The sequence below is a fragment of the Caballeronia sp. LjRoot34 genome (assembly GCF_964253815.1).
Classification (GTDB): Bacteria; Pseudomonadota; Gammaproteobacteria; order Burkholderiales; family Burkholderiaceae; genus Caballeronia.
Genome location: NZ_CAXUSB020000001.1, coordinates 867,966 through 886,289 on the forward strand (window position 1 = coordinate 867,966; position 18,324 = coordinate 886,289).

The 18,324-nt window shown below is 61.9% G+C and carries 21 protein-coding genes and 1 other RNA gene; 9 read left to right on the top strand and 13 right to left on the bottom strand.

Annotation, left to right across the window (positions count from 1 at the left end):
- Window positions 1-117: 117 nt before the first annotated feature.
- Window positions 118-1,005, top strand: coding sequence for a LysR substrate-binding domain-containing protein (locus ACSQ36_RS03750; RefSeq protein ID WP_436183079.1), 888 nt, complete (start codon window positions 118-120; stop codon window positions 1,003-1,005).
- A gap of 21 nt (window positions 1,006-1,026) precedes the next feature.
- A complete protein-coding gene (gene lgt / locus ACSQ36_RS03755) occupies window positions 1,027-1,932 on the top strand; it encodes a prolipoprotein diacylglyceryl transferase (protein WP_213762467.1) in 906 nt (301 codons plus the stop codon).
- A gap of 84 nt (window positions 1,933-2,016) precedes the next feature.
- On the opposite strand, the gene ACSQ36_RS03760 is transcribed toward lgt, so the two are convergent.
- The 5 genes from ACSQ36_RS03760 to ACSQ36_RS03780 all read right to left on the bottom strand — a co-directional run bounded on the left by ACSQ36_RS03760 (window position 2,017) and on the right by ACSQ36_RS03780 (window position 4,554).
- On the bottom strand, window positions 2,017-2,742 hold the full coding sequence (locus ACSQ36_RS03760) for an SIMPL domain-containing protein (RefSeq protein WP_436180952.1): 726 nt from the start codon (window positions 2,740-2,742) through the stop codon (window positions 2,017-2,019).
- A gap of 84 nt (window positions 2,743-2,826) precedes the next feature.
- Window positions 2,827-3,285 carry an EVE domain-containing protein gene (locus tag ACSQ36_RS03765; protein ID WP_436180953.1) on the bottom strand — a complete coding sequence of 153 codons (459 nt, stop codon included), beginning with the start codon at window positions 3,283-3,285 and terminating at the stop codon, window positions 2,827-2,829.
- A 163-nt stretch (window positions 3,286-3,448) separates the two neighbouring features.
- A non-coding RNA gene (gene ssrS / locus ACSQ36_RS03770) (6S RNA) lies at window positions 3,449-3,630 on the bottom strand.
- 229 nt (window positions 3,631-3,859) lie between these two features.
- Entirely contained in the window at window positions 3,860-4,174 is a 315-nt protein-coding gene (locus ACSQ36_RS03775) for a cell division protein ZapA (RefSeq protein ID WP_213762470.1), read from the bottom strand.
- Entirely contained in the window at window positions 4,171-4,554 is a 384-nt protein-coding gene (locus ACSQ36_RS03780) for an ATPase (RefSeq protein WP_213762471.1), read from the bottom strand. The genes ACSQ36_RS03775 and ACSQ36_RS03780 overlap by 4 nt, the downstream gene beginning before the upstream one ends.
- Before the next feature lie 798 nt (window positions 4,555-5,352).
- Between ACSQ36_RS03780 and ACSQ36_RS03785 the strand changes: the two genes are divergently transcribed.
- Genes ACSQ36_RS03785 through cobC form a run of 5 tightly spaced genes read left to right on the top strand, consistent with a single transcriptional unit; the run spans window position 5,353 to window position 9,523 of the window.
- Window positions 5,353-6,345 carry a FecCD family ABC transporter permease gene (locus tag ACSQ36_RS03785; protein ID WP_436183080.1) on the top strand — a complete coding sequence of 331 codons (993 nt, stop codon included), beginning with the start codon at window positions 5,353-5,355 and terminating at the stop codon, window positions 6,343-6,345.
- Entirely contained in the window at window positions 6,342-7,139 is a 798-nt protein-coding gene (locus ACSQ36_RS03790) for an ABC transporter ATP-binding protein (RefSeq protein ID WP_436180954.1), read from the top strand. Before ACSQ36_RS03785 ends, ACSQ36_RS03790 begins: the two co-directional genes overlap by 4 nt.
- An 8-nt stretch (window positions 7,140-7,147) precedes the next feature.
- Window positions 7,148-8,197, top strand: a complete 1,050-nt coding sequence (gene cobT, locus ACSQ36_RS03795) for a nicotinate-nucleotide--dimethylbenzimidazole phosphoribosyltransferase (protein ID WP_436180955.1) — start codon at window positions 7,148-7,150, stop codon at window positions 8,195-8,197.
- A gap of 7 nt (window positions 8,198-8,204) precedes the next feature.
- Window positions 8,205-8,966 (top strand): adenosylcobinamide-GDP ribazoletransferase, encoded by a 762-nt coding sequence (locus tag ACSQ36_RS03800; RefSeq protein ID WP_436180956.1) that lies wholly within the window; start codon window positions 8,205-8,207, stop codon window positions 8,964-8,966.
- Complete coding sequence (gene cobC / locus ACSQ36_RS03805; RefSeq protein ID WP_436180957.1) at window positions 8,951-9,523, top strand: alpha-ribazole phosphatase; 573 nt, start codon at window positions 8,951-8,953, stop codon at window positions 9,521-9,523. The genes ACSQ36_RS03800 and cobC overlap by 16 nt, the downstream gene beginning before the upstream one ends.
- 4 nt (window positions 9,524-9,527) lie before the next feature.
- On the opposite strand, the gene ACSQ36_RS03810 is transcribed toward cobC, so the two are convergent.
- The 4 genes from ACSQ36_RS03810 to cobU form a co-directional block, all read right to left on the bottom strand.
- Complete coding sequence (locus tag ACSQ36_RS03810; RefSeq protein ID WP_436180958.1) at window positions 9,528-10,439, bottom strand: cobalamin-binding protein; 912 nt, start codon at window positions 10,437-10,439, stop codon at window positions 9,528-9,530.
- Between the two features lie 136 nt (window positions 10,440-10,575).
- Window positions 10,576-11,583 (bottom strand): threonine-phosphate decarboxylase CobD, encoded by a 1,008-nt coding sequence (gene cobD, locus ACSQ36_RS03815; protein ID WP_436180959.1) that lies wholly within the window; start codon window positions 11,581-11,583, stop codon window positions 10,576-10,578.
- Window positions 11,576-12,517 (bottom strand): adenosylcobinamide-phosphate synthase CbiB, encoded by a 942-nt coding sequence (gene cbiB, locus ACSQ36_RS03820; protein WP_436180960.1) that lies wholly within the window; start codon window positions 12,515-12,517, stop codon window positions 11,576-11,578. The genes cobD and cbiB overlap by 8 nt, the downstream gene beginning before the upstream one ends.
- Before the next feature lies 1 nt (window position 12,518).
- Window positions 12,519-13,055 carry a bifunctional adenosylcobinamide kinase/adenosylcobinamide-phosphate guanylyltransferase gene (gene cobU, locus ACSQ36_RS03825; RefSeq protein ID WP_436180961.1) on the bottom strand — a complete coding sequence of 179 codons (537 nt, stop codon included), beginning with the start codon at window positions 13,053-13,055 and terminating at the stop codon, window positions 12,519-12,521.
- Window positions 13,056-13,122: 67 nt separating this feature from the next.
- Here cobU and ACSQ36_RS03830 point away from each other — a divergent pair, with 67 nt between their 5' ends.
- A complete protein-coding gene (locus tag ACSQ36_RS03830) occupies window positions 13,123-14,607 on the top strand; it encodes a cobyric acid synthase (RefSeq protein ID WP_436180962.1) in 1,485 nt (494 codons plus the stop codon).
- 178 nt (window positions 14,608-14,785) lie between these two features.
- Here the strand turns inward: ACSQ36_RS03830 and ACSQ36_RS03835 are convergent, their stop codons facing one another.
- Entirely contained in the window at window positions 14,786-15,205 is a 420-nt protein-coding gene (locus ACSQ36_RS03835; protein ID WP_213762481.1) for a PaaI family thioesterase, read from the bottom strand.
- Window positions 15,206-15,367: 162 nt separating this feature from the next.
- Between ACSQ36_RS03835 and ACSQ36_RS03840 the strand changes: the two genes are divergently transcribed.
- Entirely contained in the window at window positions 15,368-15,994 is a 627-nt protein-coding gene (locus ACSQ36_RS03840; RefSeq protein ID WP_213762644.1) for a ParA family protein, read from the top strand.
- Between the two features lie 107 nt (window positions 15,995-16,101).
- Here ACSQ36_RS03840 and panD read toward each other — a convergent pair whose 3' ends face one another.
- From panD to ACSQ36_RS03855, 3 genes are all read right to left on the bottom strand, one after another.
- On the bottom strand, window positions 16,102-16,488 hold the full coding sequence (panD, locus tag ACSQ36_RS03845) for an aspartate 1-decarboxylase (protein ID WP_047896052.1): 387 nt from the start codon (window positions 16,486-16,488) through the stop codon (window positions 16,102-16,104).
- 11 nt (window positions 16,489-16,499) lie between these two features.
- Window positions 16,500-17,333, bottom strand: coding sequence for a pantoate--beta-alanine ligase (panC, locus tag ACSQ36_RS03850; RefSeq protein ID WP_436180963.1), 834 nt, complete (start codon window positions 17,331-17,333; stop codon window positions 16,500-16,502).
- Window positions 17,334-17,439: 106 nt separating this feature from the next.
- Window positions 17,440-18,225 carry a segregation and condensation protein A gene (locus ACSQ36_RS03855; protein ID WP_346730450.1) on the bottom strand — a complete coding sequence of 262 codons (786 nt, stop codon included), beginning with the start codon at window positions 18,223-18,225 and terminating at the stop codon, window positions 17,440-17,442.
- Window positions 18,226-18,324: the final 99 nt, after the last annotated feature.

The window sequence follows — 18,324 nt, forward strand, 5'->3', positions numbered from 1 at the left end:
TGTACGAACGCGTGTCCAATATATTATTCAGGGTCTACTAGGTCGTGGAACATATCAGTGGAAACGCGGAACATTGAACTCAGATTGTTGCGATATTTTGTGACGGTTGCCGAGGAAATGCACTTCGGACGGGCCGCAGGGCGCCTCGCGATGACGCAGCCGCCGTTGTCGCAGGCTATCCGGGCGCTGGAAGACATGCTCGGCGTCGCGCTGTTTGTACGTACGAAGCGTTCAGTCGAGCTGACGCCCGTGGGCAAGGATCTGCTGCCCGAAGTTCGACGGCTGCTCGCCAGCGCGGATGCGTTAAGACCGCTCGCGCAATCGCTCGCGCGGGGCGAGGCGGGGGTTTTATCGCTTGCGTTCGTTTCCACCGCCGATTACGGGCTCCTGCCGCTCTTGCTGCGCGATTTTGGCGCCCGTTACCCTGGCGTCCGGCTGCAACTCGTGGAAGCCACCAGCGACGTTCAGGTTGAGGAACTGGTCGCGGGCCGCATCGACGCCGGGCTCGTCATTCCCCCGCTGCCGCCACGCCACGCCGTCGCGCTGTCGTATTTGCCGATCGCGCGCGAGCCGTTAGTCATCGCCATGTCCAGCGACGCCGCGGCTGCGCTCGGGCTGGGCGCCGAAGAATGGTCGGAGACGCCTGTGAGCCTTCACCAACTCGCCGATGCCCCGCTCGTCGTCTTTCCACGGCGTCTCGCGCCCGGATTCTATGACATCATTATGGGTTGCTACGGCGCGGCTGGCCTGATGCCGCGGGTCGGGCAGGAAGCCATCCAGATGCAGACCATCGTCAGTCTTGTGTCGGCTGGCATGGGCGTCGCGCTCGTGCCGCAATCGCTGCGTCATCTGCGCAGGACCGGAGTGGTGTATCGTCCGTTGCTCGAATCGGGGCCGGTGGTTGAGACCGGACTCGTGTGGCGCGCAGCGGAAGTCAGCCCGGTGCTCGCCGGTTTTATCGATATAGTGCGCGCTCATGCGGCTACCGTGCCTGCGTTGCCGTGACCCCAACACGTAAATAGAAACATGCTCATTCACCCCAATTTCGATCCCATCGCGCTTCATCTCGGTCCGCTCGCTGTGCGCTGGTATGGCCTCATGTATCTGCTGGCGTTTATCCAGTGCATCGTCATCGGGCGCTTGCGGCTGCGCTTGCCGTACGTCTCGGCGCAAGGATGGACCACGAAGGATATCGACGACATCCTGTTCTACGGGGTGCTCGGCACCATCCTGGGCGGCAGGCTTGGCTATGTCGTGTTCTACAAATCGAGTTTCTACTTCGCGAATCCGCTCGATATCTTCAAGGTGTGGGAAGGCGGCATGTCGTTCCACGGCGGCATGATCGGCGTGATTCTCGCGATGGTCCTGTTCGCGTGGCAAAGAAACCGGACCTGGCTGCAAGTCACCGATTTCGTCGCGCCGCTGGTCCCGCTCGGGCTGGCGGCCGGTCGCTTCGGCAACTTCATCAATGGCGAGTTGTGGGGCCGTGTGACCAATCCGAACGCGCCATGGGCCATGCTGTTCCAGAACGCATCTCCCGATGACGCCATCTGGCTGCGCACCCATCCGCAACAGGCCGCGCAGTGGCATTTGAATGAGATCTTCGAGCGTTACCAGATGCTGCCGCGGCATCCGTCGCAGTTGTACGAGATCGCGCTGGAAGGGTTCGCATTGTTTATCGTGATGTGGCTGATGTCACGCAAGCAGCGGCCGGTGGGCGGGATTTCGGCGGTGTTCCTGATTGGTTATGGCCTCGCGCGCTTCACGGTTGAGTTCGCGCGTGAGCCTGATGATTATCTGGGCCTGTTGGCCATGAACCTGTCGATGGGCCAATGGCTTTCGCTGCCTATGATCATTGGCGGAATTGGACTGCTTGTCTGGTCTTATCGACGTGGGCGCGCAGTGCCGTCGGAGTCCGCGAAACTCTCCTGAACGAGAGATCAGCCTTTGCAAATGCCATGAAAAAGCCTCGCGCGCAGCGAGGCTTTTTTATATAGCGAGCCTTGAACTGAGCGTCTAGCGGTTCATCTGTACCGAACCCGACACGTTCACGGTCACCGTCGACGTGCCCCCTTCCAGCGCCATGGGTGCCGACATCTTTGCATCCGCGCTCATGCTGCGCGCGGCCATCATCATGACCGGACGCGGCGATGACCCGTTATGACCGATGTTCACCTCGCGGATCGCATAACCGCTATAGCCGAATGCCTGGGCCGAACTCTGTGCCTGCTGCTTGAACGAAGCAATGGCCTGCGTCGAGAGTCTCTGTTCCGCGGCGCGCTGCGCTTCCGGCGAGAGCGAGAACGTCACACTGCCCACTTGCATTGAATCGCTCATCTTGCCCGCCAGCTTGGACGCAGCGGCGAAGTCCTTCGACTCCAGCACGACTTCCGTGCGGCCGCGCCATGCGGAAATACGGCCATCGCGATCGGTGGACGGATAGACGGTGAACGAACCACTGTGCGCGGTGACGTTATCGACGCCTTTGGCCTGGCGCAGCGCGGCGTCCGCGCGTTGGTTGAGCACCGACGTCAACGAGGCCGGGTCTTGCGCTTCCTGCTCATAGAACAGGGTGATGTCGACCACGTCCTGCGGCACGTCAGCACTGGCCTGTGCTGCGAGCGACAACACGCCCGACGGCTGCGCCTGAACGACGCTTTGCGCAAACGCGCTCTGTGCCATGGCAGCGCCTGCAAGCAGCACAGCGGCTGCCAGTGTGGAAGTGGTGTTTTTCTTTGTCATCGTCTAACTCCGTAAGCATGAGTGCGCGTCATGTGACGCGAAGCTTAGGCGCTTCTCATGCTCGCGAAGTTCCCTTCAACGAGGTTACAAAAGGTGTTCGGTGATAAAGCGCCATTGCGTTTCGGTAACCGGTGTGATCGACAGCCGATTGCCTCGGGCGAGCACTTGCATATCGGCAAGCTCTGCGTGATCGCGTAGCGTGGCGAGGGGGATAAGCGGCGTCTTCTTCACGAAGTGGACGTCGACGAGCAACCAGCGCGGCTTTTCCTGCGATGACTTGGGATCGTAGTAGTGGCTGGTGGAATCGAATTGGGTGGGGTCGGGATAAGCGGCCGACGACACTTTTGCAATGCCTGCGATTCCCGGCTGCGGACAACTCGAGTGATAGAACAGCACGCCGTCGCCAATCTGCATGCCGTCGCGCATGAAGTTGCGTGCCTGGTAATTACGCACGCCGGTCCAGGGCAGGGTTTTTTTGGGAGCGTGAGCGAGATGGTCGATGCTCGCTTCGTTCGGTTCCGACTTCATCAGCCAGTAGCGCATGAATGTCTTCCATGGAGAAAGGTGCCGTGCAAAGAAGCATGCACGATGCAGGATTCACGATGCAAAAGAAAACGGCGCCGGAGAAGCTCCAGCGCCGTTAGTCCATTCAGTCAACTCAATCACTTACCAGCATGCACAAAAAAACATACGCATGCTGTTGAAAAGGGTCCCCGCCCAAGCCGCTAGGCCGGCATCCTGAACCTGGGTTCAAGATTGGTCGCAGTAAGCAGCACTTTGGGCTCATCAGACAGAGTGACGCGCTCGCCAGTGCTACAAGGTCCCACAACCGTGCACAATGGCATTGGTTCAAGGAATATATGACCTTGGCAAACCAGGCAGGGAGCAGTCACTTTACACCAATCGACGACACGATGCAGCAATGATCCAGGAAAACTTTATGGTGACCGATGAATTCGTTAAATGCCTGAAGACGTAGCGGTTGACGCAGAATCGTGCCAGCATTCCGGCAACAAAATAACATCCGGATATTAGCTCGTACGTCAAGCACTTAAAGCAAATTCCAGCCACTACACACTTACCGCTACCGTATCTATTGCAGCAACTACCTCAGCAACTACTGCGCTTCGTATTGTGAAATCACGACGCCCAGTTGCTCGTTCATTTGATGCATGGTGCGGCGAATTTCTTCGGCCGGGAACGCCTCGCCGTGACGCACGCTGTTTTGCAGCTTGAGCAATTCTGACGCCAGTGACAACGCCGCCATCACCGCGATCCGATCCGTGCCGCGCACGCTGCTTGCGTTTCGCACTTTCGACATTTCCGCATCTACGCGCGCGACCGCTTCGCGCAACGCGCCTTCGGTTTCCGGCGAACATGCGAGCCGATACGGCGCGCCGAGAATGGATACCTCGATCTGTTTCGTCGTCATGCCTTTTCTCCGTGATGGTGTGATTCTTCATGCAACGCACCGTGCGCCGAGTCGGCGGTATCCGGTTCGATGCCGCCATCGGGAGGCAAAAGGGCAAGCTGGTTATCCGGCTCCGGTGCAGCTTTCGCACGCGGCAATTTTTCGAGAATCGCGTTGAGGCGAATCTGCGCGTCGTCGATCTTGGCCGACAGCGAGTCGCGTTCCGCCACCAGTGCGTCGCGTTCTTCGCGCATGGCCGCAAGTTCGCCCTGCGTGTTGGCATAGTCGGCGCGCAACTGTTCGAGTTGCTGGGCCAACGCGTGGTGAGCTTGATGATGGCGTTCGCTGATCTTGATCAGCCGGCCGATATTCTGTGACAGTGATTCGAGTTCGTTGAGCATGTGCTGCGTCCTCTTAAGACCTCGCATTTTAGCGCGCTTCTCCGGCGCTTCAGAAATTTGGTTCGTTTCCAGACGTAACAGCATTCAGTCTTCAAAGCATGGGCACGGCCCTTTATTTGTAAGGGGAAACGTTTTATATCGATTCATTTTCCCATTCATTCAGGCGTGCGAGCGTTCTTCGGAATATCGCACGGAGGCCTTTAAAACAGGGGTAAATCGAATAATCGAACCACGTTGTGGACGGTCAATATGCCCGCATGGTCCTGCTTTCTTGACGGGCCATTGTGCCGATCTTAAACTCCCGCCACCCTGGTGCTCATACGTGCGCTGCCAGCGCGCAGTTAAACGGGAAGCAGGGAGCAGAGTCAGCCCGGACGACTCACTCTGCGCTGCCCCCGCAACGGTAAGCGACTCGAACCCAAGTTGCAAGCCGGTCCTGGCGCGTTGTCCCGCCCATTTCACCACTCGAAAAATGGCGTCCGGCAGCACGCGGTTGGCCACTGCGCGTCCGCGCACGGGAAGGTCGCTCGATGGGTCGACATCCCGGATACCGGCTTAGAGGGAATGCAACGGCGGCGATCATCCGCCGTGCTTCAAGCTTCGACGATCTGTACTATCCGTTCAGCGGCAATCCGTTGGTCGCCCAAAGCTTGCATTCCGTGGGGCGGCGCGCTTATCGATAACCTCGGCAACCTCTTCAACAAGGACCATCAGCTTGCGCACTCGTACAGCACGCCGCACGCCGCGTCGCGGCGCCTCGATCATGCCCGGCCGACTGCCGCAGTGAACACTAAGCGCATGAACGCCCAGCGCGCTTTCATGGTCTGGACCGGGCTCGGCCTGGCCGCGCTCGCTGTCTTCGTGGCGTCGCTGGCGCTGGGGAGTATCGCCGTGTCGCCGCTGCGGGTGATGCAGGCGCTCGTGTCCCGGTCGACTGACGTGATCGATGAAATCGTGCTCAGCCTGCGCTTGCCGCGCGCGCTCGGCGGTTTTGCGGTGGGTGCTCTGCTTGGCATGGCCGGTGCATTGCTGCAGGTCTTGCTGCGCAATCCTTTGGCCGAACCGTATGTGCTTGGCGTATCGGGTGGCGCGGCTGCGTTCGCGCTCGCCGCGATGTTGTTCTCCCTGTCGTGGTGGAGCGTCGATGTTGCCGCGTTCACGGGCGCGTTCTTATCGATACTGCTTGTGCTCGGCCTCGCCCGGCGCGAGTTGTGGCGTGGGGAACCGCAGGACACATCGCCGAGATTGCTGCTCACCGGCGCAGTGATCGCGGCGGGGTGGGGCGCGTTGATCACGCTCATGCTCGCGGTCGCGCCCGAGAATCGCTTGCGCGGCATGGTGTTCTGGCTGACCGGCGACCTGAACGGCGTCTCGATGCCATGGACCGCTTTAATCGCGCTGGTAATTGCGTTGATCGCTATCGTACCGGTCGCGCCCCAGCTCAACATACTGCTGCGCGGCGACGTAGCGGCCGAGGCGCTTGGCGTGCGCGTCGTGCAGTTGAGAGTGCGCGTGTATCTCGTTGCGTCGCTGGCGGCAGCCGCTGCCGTGACGACGGCCGGGACCATCGGGTTTATCGGGCTTGTGGTGCCGCATGTGCTGCGGCTCGCGTTCGGCAACGATCAGCGCATGCTGCTGCCTGCATCGGCGCTGGCCGGCGGACTGGCGGTGATGGGAGCGGACCTGATCGCGCGCACGGTGATCGCGCCGGCGCAGTTGCCGGTGGGCGTCATCACCGCGCTGATCGGCGTGCCGGTGTTCTTGTGGATGCTCCTCAGGCGCGCGCCATGAACGGACTTCAGATCACTAACCTCACGTTGCGCGCGGGGACTCACAAAGCAACTCGCGTGTTGGTCGCGGACCTCACGCAGACCTTCGCGCCCGGCGAAATGTGGTGCATCGCCGGTCCGAATGGTGCGGGCAAGACGACCTTGATTGCAGCGATGGCGGGGGTATCGAAGACGGCATCGAATGCGATTTCACTCGATGGAAAAGCGTTGAGCGCCTGGGGCACTATTGAGTTGGCCCGCCGCCGCGCGTTGATGCCACAAGCCACGCACGATGCGTTCAGCGCCACCGTACTGGACACCGTCATGCTCAACCGCTTTCCGCATCTCACCGGCTGGGGTTGGGAAAGCGACGCGGACCGCGCGGCTGCGCACGCGGCACTGGATAGGCTCGGCCTCGCTGAGTTCGCTTCACGCGATGTCCTGTCGTTGTCAGGCGGTGAACGTCAACGTGTGGCGCTGGCCGCGACCTTGTGCCAGGACGCGCCGCTATTGTTGCTCGATGAACCGCTGGCGCATCTCGACGTGCATCATCAGATCGATTGCCTCGAAGCGCTGAGCGGCTGGGTCGGATCGAAACAACGCAGCGTGATTTTCTCGTGTCACGATCTGAACCTTGCCCGGCGTTTCGCCACGCACGCTTTACTGCTCGACGGCGCGGGCCACACGCATGCCGGCCGCGTTCGCGATGTCCTCACGCCCGAGCGTGCCGGCGCCGCATTCGGTTATCCGCTTACCCTGATCCAGCAGGATGGTCACGAGGCGCTCGTGCCCGTGATGCGTTCAACCTCTCCGTGAACAACACTATGAACGACATACTTCCCCGTCCTGAACCGCTCGATCGATCGATGGCGGCCGATTTGCAACAGGTGATCGATACGAAGACAAAACCGCCCGGCAGTCTCGGGCGGCTCGAATCACTCGGGCTTCAGATCGGGCTGATTCAACGGACTTTGCGGCCACGTATCGAGCGGCCGGCGATCATTGTTTTTGCCGGCGATCACGGCATTGCGGCCGAAGGCGTGAGTCCGTTTCCGCAGGAAGTCACCGTACAGATGGTCGCGAATTTCATCGCGGGCGGGGCGGCGATCAATGCGTTGTCGAAGGCGGCGGGCATGACGCTCGAAGTGGTGGACGCGGGTGTGGCGAGTGCATCGCCGGCAGCGCCAGGGTTCGTCGATGCAGCGATCCGGCGCGGCGGTACGCGTAACTTCGCGAACGAACCGGCGATGACGCGGGACGAAGTTCTGCAAGCCATTGAGCGTGGGGCCGCGCGCGTGCGTTTTCACGCGGCGCTCGGGACCAACGTGATTGGCTTCGGCGAGATGGGGATAGCGAATACATCGGCGGCGGCATGCCTGATGAGCCGGATCTGCAGCGTTGAAATTGATGCGTGCGTCGGACGCGGCACGGGTCTGGACGACGCCGGCTTGAACCACAAGCGCGACGTGCTTGCCGCGGCTTTAAAGAAACACGCGGCATCCACCGATCCGATCGAGACACTGGCCACTTTCGGCGGCTTTGAAATCGCGATGATCGTGGGCGCTTTCCTCGCGGCGGCTGAAGCGCGCATGACGATTCTCGTCGATGGTTTTATCGTTACGTCAGCGTTGCTTGTGGCTCACGCGCTTAACCCGGCGGTCCTTGATTACTGCGTGTTCGCGCATGCATCGGATGAAACGGGGCACCGGCGCATGCTGGAGCATTTCAACGCGGCGCCATTGCTGCAGCTTGGATTGCGTCTGGGCGAAGGCACCGGCGCCGCGCTTGCGTTGCCGCTGTTGCGCGCGGCGGTGGCGTTCATCAATGAAATGGCGAGCTTCGAATCGGCCGGCGTGTCCGACAAGGCCGTGTGATCCCGTGATGAACCGGCCATCGCAGGAACTCCACTACTTCTTCACCGCGCTCGGGTATTTCACTCGCGTGCCGGTGCCGCGTTGGGTCGGTTTCGAAGCGCATTATCTGAGTGCGGCGGCGCGCTATTTTCCGTTGATCGGCGCGCTGGTCGGCGGGCTCGGCGCAGTCGTTTATCTCGCCGCGCTGCAGGTGTTTCCGGCGGGCGTGGCCGTGTTGTTGTCGATGGCGGCAACGTTGCTTGTCACGGGCGCGTTCCACGAAGATGGCCTCGCCGATTGCGCCGATGCCTTCGGCGGCGCAACTACCCGCGAGGACGTGTTGCGCATCATGCACGACTCGCGAATCGGCGCGTTCGGCGCGATTGCGCTGATCGTCGTGCTTGCGCTGAAGTGGCAGACATTGGCCACGATGCTGCCGCTGCGCACCGCATGGATGATCGTCGCGGCGCATGCGGCGAGCCGAACGTTCGCCATCAGCTATCTCTGTACGCTCGACTATGTGCGGGCCGAAGGTAAGGCGAAACCGGTTGCGCAGAAGATGAGCGCGTGGGCGTTTCTGTTAGCCGCCTTGTTCGGATTGCCCTGGCTTTTCTGGCCCGACTGGCGGCTCGGATGCGTGATGATCGTGGCGCTCGGTGTGTTGCGTTTTGCCATGGGGCGCTACTTCGTCAAACGCATCGGCGGCTATACCGGTGACTGCCTCGGCTTCGCGCAGCAGATTTTTGAACTTGCTATCTACCTGATTGGACTCGGATGGATCTCGTCCTGATTCGCCATCCGGCTGTTGGTATCGACACCGGGATCTGTTATGGCCGCACCGATGTCCCGCTTCTAGGCGATGCGGCCGATTCAGCGCGTGCGTTGGAGGAGCGTTTGCGGCTGCTGAAAGTGCCTGCGGTTGAAGGCGTCTGGCATACAAGTCCGTTAAGCCGATGCCGTTTGCTAGCCGAAGCACTTGGTCCCATTCAAGCCGATGCACGTTTGCAGGAACTCGATTTCGGCGCATGGGAAGGGCAGCGCTGGGATGGCCTTGATCGCGCGATGCTCGATGCCTGGGCAGAGGATCTTGAACACGCCCGCGAGCATGGCGGCGAGAGCGTCGCGCAGTTTGCCGAGCGCGTAGTGGGTTGGGCCGATTCAATTTGTACCGCCAATACGACCGGCCCTGTTCACGCGGTGACGCATGCCGGCGTCATACGTGTACTGACCGCTCATTTGTTCGGCGTCCCGCGCGCGAACGCGATCCAATGGCCGCTGGATTTCGGCGCGATCGTCTGGTTGAAACGCGTGCGCGATGAGTGGTTGTTAGTGCGCTGGAACGCCTGAATCTCTATTTCGGACGCCGCGTTCTGGCCACTTCCAGGTCTTCGCACAACGCAGCCGCTCCGAGCGCGAGACGCGGTGTCGGCCGGTTGATCAGGTCCCCATCGATACCGAACAGATTGTTGCGCGCGACGGCTTTGATCGATGGCCATTTGCGCCATGCATCCAGCGACGGCAACGCATGTTCCGAACTCGTCGCGCCCGGCGTGGCCGTCACGATCGCTTCGGGATCGGCGGCGAGGACGGCTTCAGTCGAGATGGTAGGCACCAGCGGTTTCAGGTCGGCGAACACGTTGTGACCACCGCATAGATCGATCACTTCGCTGATGATTTGCGACCCGTTGAGCGTCATCAGCGGGTCGTCCCAGACCTGGTAAAACACGCTCACTGGCGGGCGGTTCGAATAACGCGTCCGCAAGCCGGTAATGTCGTGACGGAACGCTTCCGACGCCTTGTTCGCCTGAGCCGATGTCCCGAGCAGGATGCCGAGTTTATCGATGGTGACAGGGATATCGTCCAGTCTGTGCGGCTCGCTGAAAAACAGCGGCACATGCAGTTCGCGCAACCGGTCGATCTGACGCATTGCATTACCGTGCCGCCAGACGACGATCAAATCGGGTTTCATCGCGACGATGCGCTCGAGGTCCAGCGATTTGTTATCGCCAACACGCGGGATGGCTTTGGCTTGCGGCGGGTAGTCGCTATAGCTGACCGCGCCGACCACGCGCGCACCGCCGCCCGCCGCGAACAGGAGTTCGGTGACGTGGGGTGCAAGGCTCACGATGCGTTGTGCGGGAGCGCTGAGGGTAACGGTGGCGCCGGTGTCGTCGGTGACAGTGAGGGCTTCGGCTCGGGCTTGGGCCGATGCAAAAATCGCGGTAACGATGAAGCTCAACGTGAGGAAGTGGCGCAGGGTCATGAGGAGTGTTGGTTCGGGTGCGTCATGTATGGCTCGGGCAGCATAACAAGCGGGTCTTGTGATCGAAGCACGAATACGCGTTCGGTTTTGATTAGCATTGGGAGAGTGAACCGCGCGATAGGAAGGGCTCAGTCGTTCAGCGGATCGCTTTCACCGCGACGTTAAACGCTTCCTCAAACCGCTCCCATTCTTCTTCCGATCCCGTCAAACCAATCCGCAAACTTGGCAACGCGCCGTGCTCGAAGAGCCGTGTCCAGATTCCGCGTGTGGCTAAGGCATGCTGCAGCGCCGCCGCTTTGCCGGTCTCGAACCATACAAAAAGCGGCGTTGCATGGGGATCGAAGCCTCGTGTGCGGATCAATGCTGCCAGCCTTGCGCTATCGCGAGCCAGCGTGGCGCGAGTGTCCGCTTGCCATGAAAGATCATTAAACGCGGCTTGCACCGCGTGCCGTGCTGGACCACTTACCGTCCACGCACCCAGCGCTTCCGAAAGCGCATCGCGTAAGGGCGCCGCCGCGAGTACAAACCCCGCGCGAATCCCAGCCAGCCCATAAAACTTGCCGACCGAGCGCAGCACGATCAATCCCGGCCGCCCACTCTCCGATGCCAGCGAGATCGCCGCATCGCCGTAGGCATCGGCGAAGGCTTCATCAACGATCAACGTACCGCCGCGCCGGGACAATTGCTCATGCCACCGCAGCAGGACATCACGCGTGATACGTTCGGTCGTTGGATTGTTAGGATTCGCAACGATCACGTGATCAATGTCATCCTTCAAATCGATCGATGCAACATCGAGCCGAACTATCCGATGTCCGGCGCGTTCGAACGCCGGCCCATACTCGCCGTAGGTCAAGGGCGCAACGGCCGCAATGCCGCGCTTCAACACGCCAGGCAATGCGCGAATCGCCGCCTGACTACCCGCAACCGGCAGCGCCCCTGGCGCGCCATAGTGACGCGCTGCCAGCTCGGCCAGGCCATCGGCGTCTTCGGGCAAACGGCGCCACGCGTCCATTGGCACGGGCGGGACCGGATACGCCCGCGGATTGATCCCCGTCGATAAATCCAGCCAGTCGGCCAGCGCGATTCCGTATCGACGCGCGGCTTCCCGCAGATTTCCGCCATGCCGGATGGGATCAACCATGAAACCCCACACCCGTGAAAGCCAGCACCAGCAGCACCGCGAGCCAGAGCATCGTCGTACGTTCGACCAGCCGCAGCGCCGCCACCACGTGCCGCGGCGAGGCGGTCATTCCGAACCCGAGCACGGGCCGCGTTTCCAGAGCTCCGTTATAAATCGCCGGGCCGCCGAGCAGCACGTTCAGGCTTCCCGCGCCCGCCGCCATCACCGGCCCCGCGTTCGGACTGTCCCACAGCGGCGCCTGCGTGCGCCAGCAGCGCCACGCCGTGCGGGTGTCGCCCATCAGGGCGTAGCTTGCGGCCGTGAGCCGCGCGGGCACGAAGTTCAGGACATCGTCGAAACGGGCGGCCGCCCAGCCGAAACGCAGGTAACGCGGCGTGCGGTAACCCCACATCGCGTCGAGGGTGTTGGCGAGGCGGAACATCAGCGCGCCCGGCCCGCCCGCGATGACGAACCAGAACAGCGCGCCGAAAATCGCGTCGTTGCCGTTTTCCAGAGCGGATTCGACGGCGGCGCGGGACAGCGCGGCTTCATCGGCGTGGGTGGTGTCGCGCGAGACGATCCGCGCCGTCAGCTTTCGCGCGGCGGGCAGGTCGCCGATCCCGAGGGCACGGGCGATCGGCACGATGTGGTCCCGCAGGCTTTTGGCGCCGAGCGAGAACCACAGCAGCGCGGCATGCACGGCGCACGCAGCGGCGAACGGCAGCACGCTCACGAGAATCCAGCTCACTGCCACCGGCGGCACGACGGCCAGCAGCCACGCGAGAATGCCCGCCGGCCGCGCCCGGAAACCCGTATTCATCTTTGCTTCGATACGCGTGGCAAGCCGCCCGAACGCGACCAGCGGATGCCGCGTGGCCGGTTCGCCAAAGATCCGGTCGATCACCACGCCGGCAATGGCGAGCATCGCCGTAACGTAGAAGGAGAGCAGCAGCATGTCAGCCTTTGAGGACGAGCGGCAGGCCGGCGACCATCATGGTCACATGCGTGCTCGCGGCGGCGACGCGCTGGTTGAGGCGGCCGAGTTCATCGACGTAAAGGCGCGTCACCGATCCCACTGGCACCACGCCCAGGCCGATCTCGTTGCTCACTATGATCACCTTGCCGCGGACGTTTGAAAGCGCGGCGTCGAAGTCGCTGAAAGCCTCAAGCGGCGGCTCGTCGGGTGTGCTGCCGTCAGCGGGGAACAGCAAATTGGCGAGCCATAACGTCAGGCAGTCGATCAGCACCACATGACCTTCGCGATCCAGTTCGCGCAGCACGCCGCCCAGATCGAGCGGTGCTTCGACCAGCGCCCAATGCGCCGGCCGGCGTTCACGATGCTGTTCCACGCGCGCGGCGAATTCGGCATCGCCAATACGCGCCGTGGCCACGTAGGTAACGGGCAAACCGCTGTCGGCGGCCAGCCGTTCGGCAAACGCGCTCTTGCCCGAGCGCGCGCCGCCGAGAATGAAGGTGAGGTCGGGTGAAGTCATCGCAATATTGTACCGGCGGGCGCTACCATAGCGGCTTCCCAGAGAACCGATGAGCACGGAAACACCCATGCAATTTGCACCGCGCGGCACGCTGATGATCCAGGGCACGACCTCCGATGCCGGCAAGAGCACGCTGGTCGCGGGCTTGTGCCGGCTCGCGCGGCGCGGCGGCAGGAGGGTCGCGCCGTTCAAGCCGCAGAACATGGCGCTGAACAGCGCGGTAACCGTGGACGGCGGGGAGATTGGCCGCGCCCAGGCGTTGCAGGCAATTGCGGCGGGCGTGGATGCGGAAATCGACTTCAATCCCGTGCTGCTCAAGCCGACCAGCGATCGCGGCGCGCAGGTGATCATCCACGGCCACGCGCACGCCAATCTCGATGCCCGTGCGTATCACGCGTACAAAACCGTCGCCTTCGACGCGGTTCTCGCCTCGTACGCCCGGCTTCAGCAGCGTTTTGACGCGATTATCGTGGAAGGGGCGGGAAGCCCGGCCGAGGTGAACCTGCGGGACCGGGATATTGCCAACATGGGGTTTGCCGAGCGCGTGGATTGCCCGGTGGTGCTGGTGGCGGATATCGACCGTGGCGGAGTGTTCGCGCATTTGCTGGGGACGCTCGCGTGTTTATCGGAGACTGAAAGGGCGCGGATTCGCGGCTTCATAATCAACCGTTTTCGTGGCGATATCAGCCTGTTGCAGCCGGGTCTCGACTGGCTCGAAGCGCAGACCGGCAAGCCGGTGCTTGGCGTGGTGCCTTATCTGCACGGCCTGACGCTTGATGCCGAGGACATGTTGCCGAGCCAGTTGCACACGCGGGGCGAAGCCGGCGGCGAGTTGCTGAAGGTGATCGTGCCGGCGCTACCGCGCATCAGCAATCACACGGATTTCGATGCGTTGCGTGCGCACGCGCAGGTCGATTTCTCCTACGTGCGTGCGGGGACGGCGCCGCCACCGGCCGATCTGATCGTGCTGCCGGGGTCGAAAAGCGTGCAGCGGGACCTGGCGTGGCTGCGCGAAAACGGCTGGGATCGCGCGATCGAGCGGCATCTCCGATACGGCGGCAAGGTGCTGGGAATTTGCGGCGGCATGCAGATGCTGGGCCGCACGGTGGATGACCCGCAGGGGTTCGAAGGGCCGGCAGGCTGCGTGAACGGGCTGGGCCTGCTGGATCTCGACACCACGCTGACGGCGGACAAGCTGCTCGACAACGTGACTGGCAGGCTGACCTTAACCGCAGGCCCTATCCCAGCGCCCGTGCGAGGCTACGAGATCCACATGGGCCGCACGACGGGCGCGGCGCTTGCCCGGCCGGCCGTGATGCTCGACGGCGAGCGTCCGGACGGCGCGATTTCCGCCGATAACCAGATCGCCGCAACCTATCTGCACGGCATCTTCGATACCCCGGATGCCTGCGCGTCGCTGCTCAAATGGGCGGGTCTGCGTGATGCCGCGGCGCTCGATTACCCGGCATTGCGGGAGGCTTCGCTGGACCGTCTCGCCGATACGCTCGGGCAAGCGCTGGACCTTGACGCTATTGCCGCGATGTTCGTCTGAAAGCGGCGGGGCCTGGTTTGCGCTCGCGTCGGGTTTCGGGTGAGGTCAACATCCAGCTAGCCGATACGCGCCTGGAGAAGCGCCTTGGCTGGCCCAACTTTATCCGACTCGACACATCCCGTTGATGCGCCGTAACCGGCCCACGTTCGCCCAAACCTCTGCCTACCCCGGCGCAGTTTCAATACAAGATCATCTGCGTGCATCGAAACAACGCGATGGTTTTACCCTCGCCGTTCGTCACGACCGCGTCCCAGACATGTGTGCTGCGGCCGAGATGAACGGCGGTCGCCTTGGCCGTGATGACGCCCTCGCGCGCCGTGCCCACGTGGTTGCTCTTCAGTTCCACGGTCGTAAAATTCTTCGCGCCCTCGGGCAGATGGGCGATGCAGGCGTAGCCGCAACACGTGTCGGCAAGGCCGACCACCGTCGCCGCATGCAGGAAACCGTTCGGTGCGAGCACTTCGGGCCGAACGGTCAGTTTGCCGGTGAGCGTGCCACTTTCCATCGATACGAGTTCCACGCCGAGCAGCTCCGGCAGACGGCCGCGCTGGCGTTCGCGCAGATAGTCAAGGGTGATTTCGGGGCGCAGTGTGGCCATGTTGCGGAGTCCTTGAAGTTGAGTGGCGTTGTTGACGCGCATGGATTGAAATAGGCAAATCCGATAGTATCAACGGCTCGAACTTTTCACTTAATGCAGCGCTTACAGCACGCCGGGGGTTGTCGGCTGTGGAGCGCGGCCGACAACGCGTGGATTGAACCTATGACGGTGATCGTGGTGGCGAATCCGAAGGGCGGCGTGGGCAAGAGCACGCTGTCTACTAATCTGGCTGGTTATTTTGCGGCGAACGGCGAATGGGTCGCGCTCGCGGACCTGGACAAGCAGCAGTCTGCCCATGGCTGGCTGGGCTTGCGCCCGGACACGCTGCCGAAGATAGAAGAGTGGAAGACAAACGTTGATGCGCCGTCGAAGCCGCCGAGAGGCCTGGAGAAGGCGGTTATCGACACGCCTGCCGGGATTCACGGCACCCGTCTCGCGCTGGCGCTGGAGCTGGCGGACAAGGTGATCGTGCCGTTGCAGCCGTCCATGTTCGATATTCTCGCCACGCAGGAGTTTCTCGAACGGCTGCAGAAAGAGAAGGCGGTACGCAAGGGCACGATCGAGGTCGGCGTGGTGGGTATGCGGGTGGATGCCCGGACGAAATCAGCGGATCAGCTGCATCGGTTCGTGGAAGGGCTTGACCTGCCGGTGCTGGGTTTTATCCGCGATACGCAGAACTACGTGCAGGTCGCGGCGCACGGACTCACTATCTGGGACGTCGCTAAAAGCCGGGTGGAGAAGGATATCGAGCAGTGGCAGCCGATTATTGAATGGGTGTCGAAGAAGTAAAAGGTGATGTAGACGACCCCGAAGACCATAAAAAACGCCGGTTGGCTTCATTTCCATGAAAGCCAACCGGCGTTTTTTTGCGTTTTCTTAGCAGACCAGAACCCGATTCAGGTCCAGTTCTGCGTCGGCACGTGGTCGCGGTTTCCCTTGATGCGGTTCTTTTCATCGACGAACACGAGATCCGGCTTCCAGCCCGCCTTCAGTTCCGCTTCATCGACCAGCGCAAACGCCGCGATGATCACCAGATCGCCCAGTTGCGCCCGGCGCGCTGCCGATCCATTCAGCGAAATCATGCCGCTGCCACGCTCGCCCTTGATGGCATAGGTCGTCAGGCGTTCGCCGTTGTTCACGTTCCAAATGTCGATCTGCTCGTTTTCAACCAGATTCGCCGCTTCAAGCAAATCCTCGTCGATAGCGCACGAACCTTCGTAATGCAATTCGCAATGCGTGACCGTGGCGCGGTGAATCTTCGATTTCAAAAGCGTTCGCTGCATGTGTTTCTCGTTCAAATTTCCAGGTTGTCAATCAAGCGCGTAGTGCCCAGCTTGGCGGCGGCCAGTACAACGAGCGGGGTCGCGGTATCGCCGGGGCCGGGCGGCAGCAGGTCCACGCGCTTTCTCACCGCGATGTAATCGGGCTGCCAGCCGCGAAGCGCCAACGATTCCACGGCTTCTTTTTCTATCGATGCAAAGTCGCGATTGCCCGCCAGCACCGCATCGCGCACGCGATTCAGCGTTTTTGCGAGAATCGGCGCTTCGGCGCGCTCGGCCGCTTGCAGGAAGCGATTGCGCGAACTGAGCGCCAGGCCGTCGGCGTCGCGCACGGTTTCAGCCGCAATGATCTCCGTGGGCAGCGCAAACTGGTGGCACATCTGCCGCACGATCATCAGTTGCTGATAATCCTTCTTGCCGAATACCGCCACGCGCGGCTGCACGCATGACATCAGCTTCATCACGACGGTACACACGCCCTGGAAGAAACCCGGCCGGAATTCGCCTTCCAGGATGTCTCCCAGATTAGTGGGCGGATGAACCCGGTATTGCTGCGGCTCCGGATAAAGATCGGCTTCGGTCGGCGCGAACAGCACGTACACGTTCTCGGCCTGCAGCTTTTCGATGTCGTCTTGCAGCGTGCGCGGGTATTTATCGAAATCTTCGTTCGGTCCGAACTGCAGCCGGTTCACGAAAATACTGGCAACCACCGGGTCCCCATGCTGGCGCGCCAGCCGCATGAGCGACAGGTGGCCGTCGTGCAGGTTACCCATGGTCGGGACAAAGGCGGTTCGGTTCTGGCCGCGCAACTGGTCGCGCAGTTCATGGATCGAGCTGATGACTTTCATCTAGCAGGTGTCTCCTGGCGGGCAGCTTTGAAAACACTGCTCCAAGGGGAAAGAAAAGGGGAAGGGCGCTGCGCTGCTTATGCGCCACCTATGCGCAGCGGAAGGCTTAGGCCGGCGAATACGCGAGTCTCACGTAGATAGGCGCATACGGCTCGGCCTGGGTGATTTCAATCAGCGCTTCACGCGACAGTTCCAGCATCGCGATGAAATTCACCACCACGACGGGCACGCCGCGCGAGGGGTCGAAGAGATCGCAGAATTCCATGAAGCGGGCATTCTGCAGGCGCCGCAGGATCACGCTCATATGCTCCCGCACCGACAATTCCTCGCGCGAGATCTTGTGATGCTCGACCAGCCGGGCGCGCTTGATGACGTCGGCCCAGGCGGCGCGCAGGTCGTTTGCATCGACGTCGGGGAAGCGTTGCGCCGAACTCTGCTCGACGTACACGTCTGCCCGCAGGAAGTCGCGGCCCAGTTGCGGCAGGTGATCCAGACGCTGCGCCGCGAGCTTCATCTGCTCGTATTCCAGCAAGCGCCGCACGAGTTCGGCGCGCGGATCTTCCGCTTCCTCGCCGGTATCCGCCTTTTTCACCGGCAGCAGCATGCGCGACTTGATCTCGATCAGCATGGCCGCCATCAACAGGTATTCCGCCGCGAGTTCCAGGTTGGATTCGCGAATCTGGTCGACGTAGCCCAGGTACTGGCGCGTGACGTCGGCCATCGGAATGTCGAGGACGTTGAAATTCTGCTTGCGGATCAGGTACAGCAGCAAGTCGAGCGGACCTTCAAACGCTTCGAGAAAAATCTCGAGTGCGTCCGGCGGGATATACAGGTCCGTTGGCAGCTTCCAGAGCGGCTCGCCGTACAGGTGCGCAAACGCCACGCCGTCAATGGTGTTCGGCGTGGAGTCGGTCGCGGGCGCGGCAAGCGCCGCGGCGCGATCATCCTTGCCGGAGTGTCCTGGGTGTCCCGAACGCTCCGGCGCCTCGCG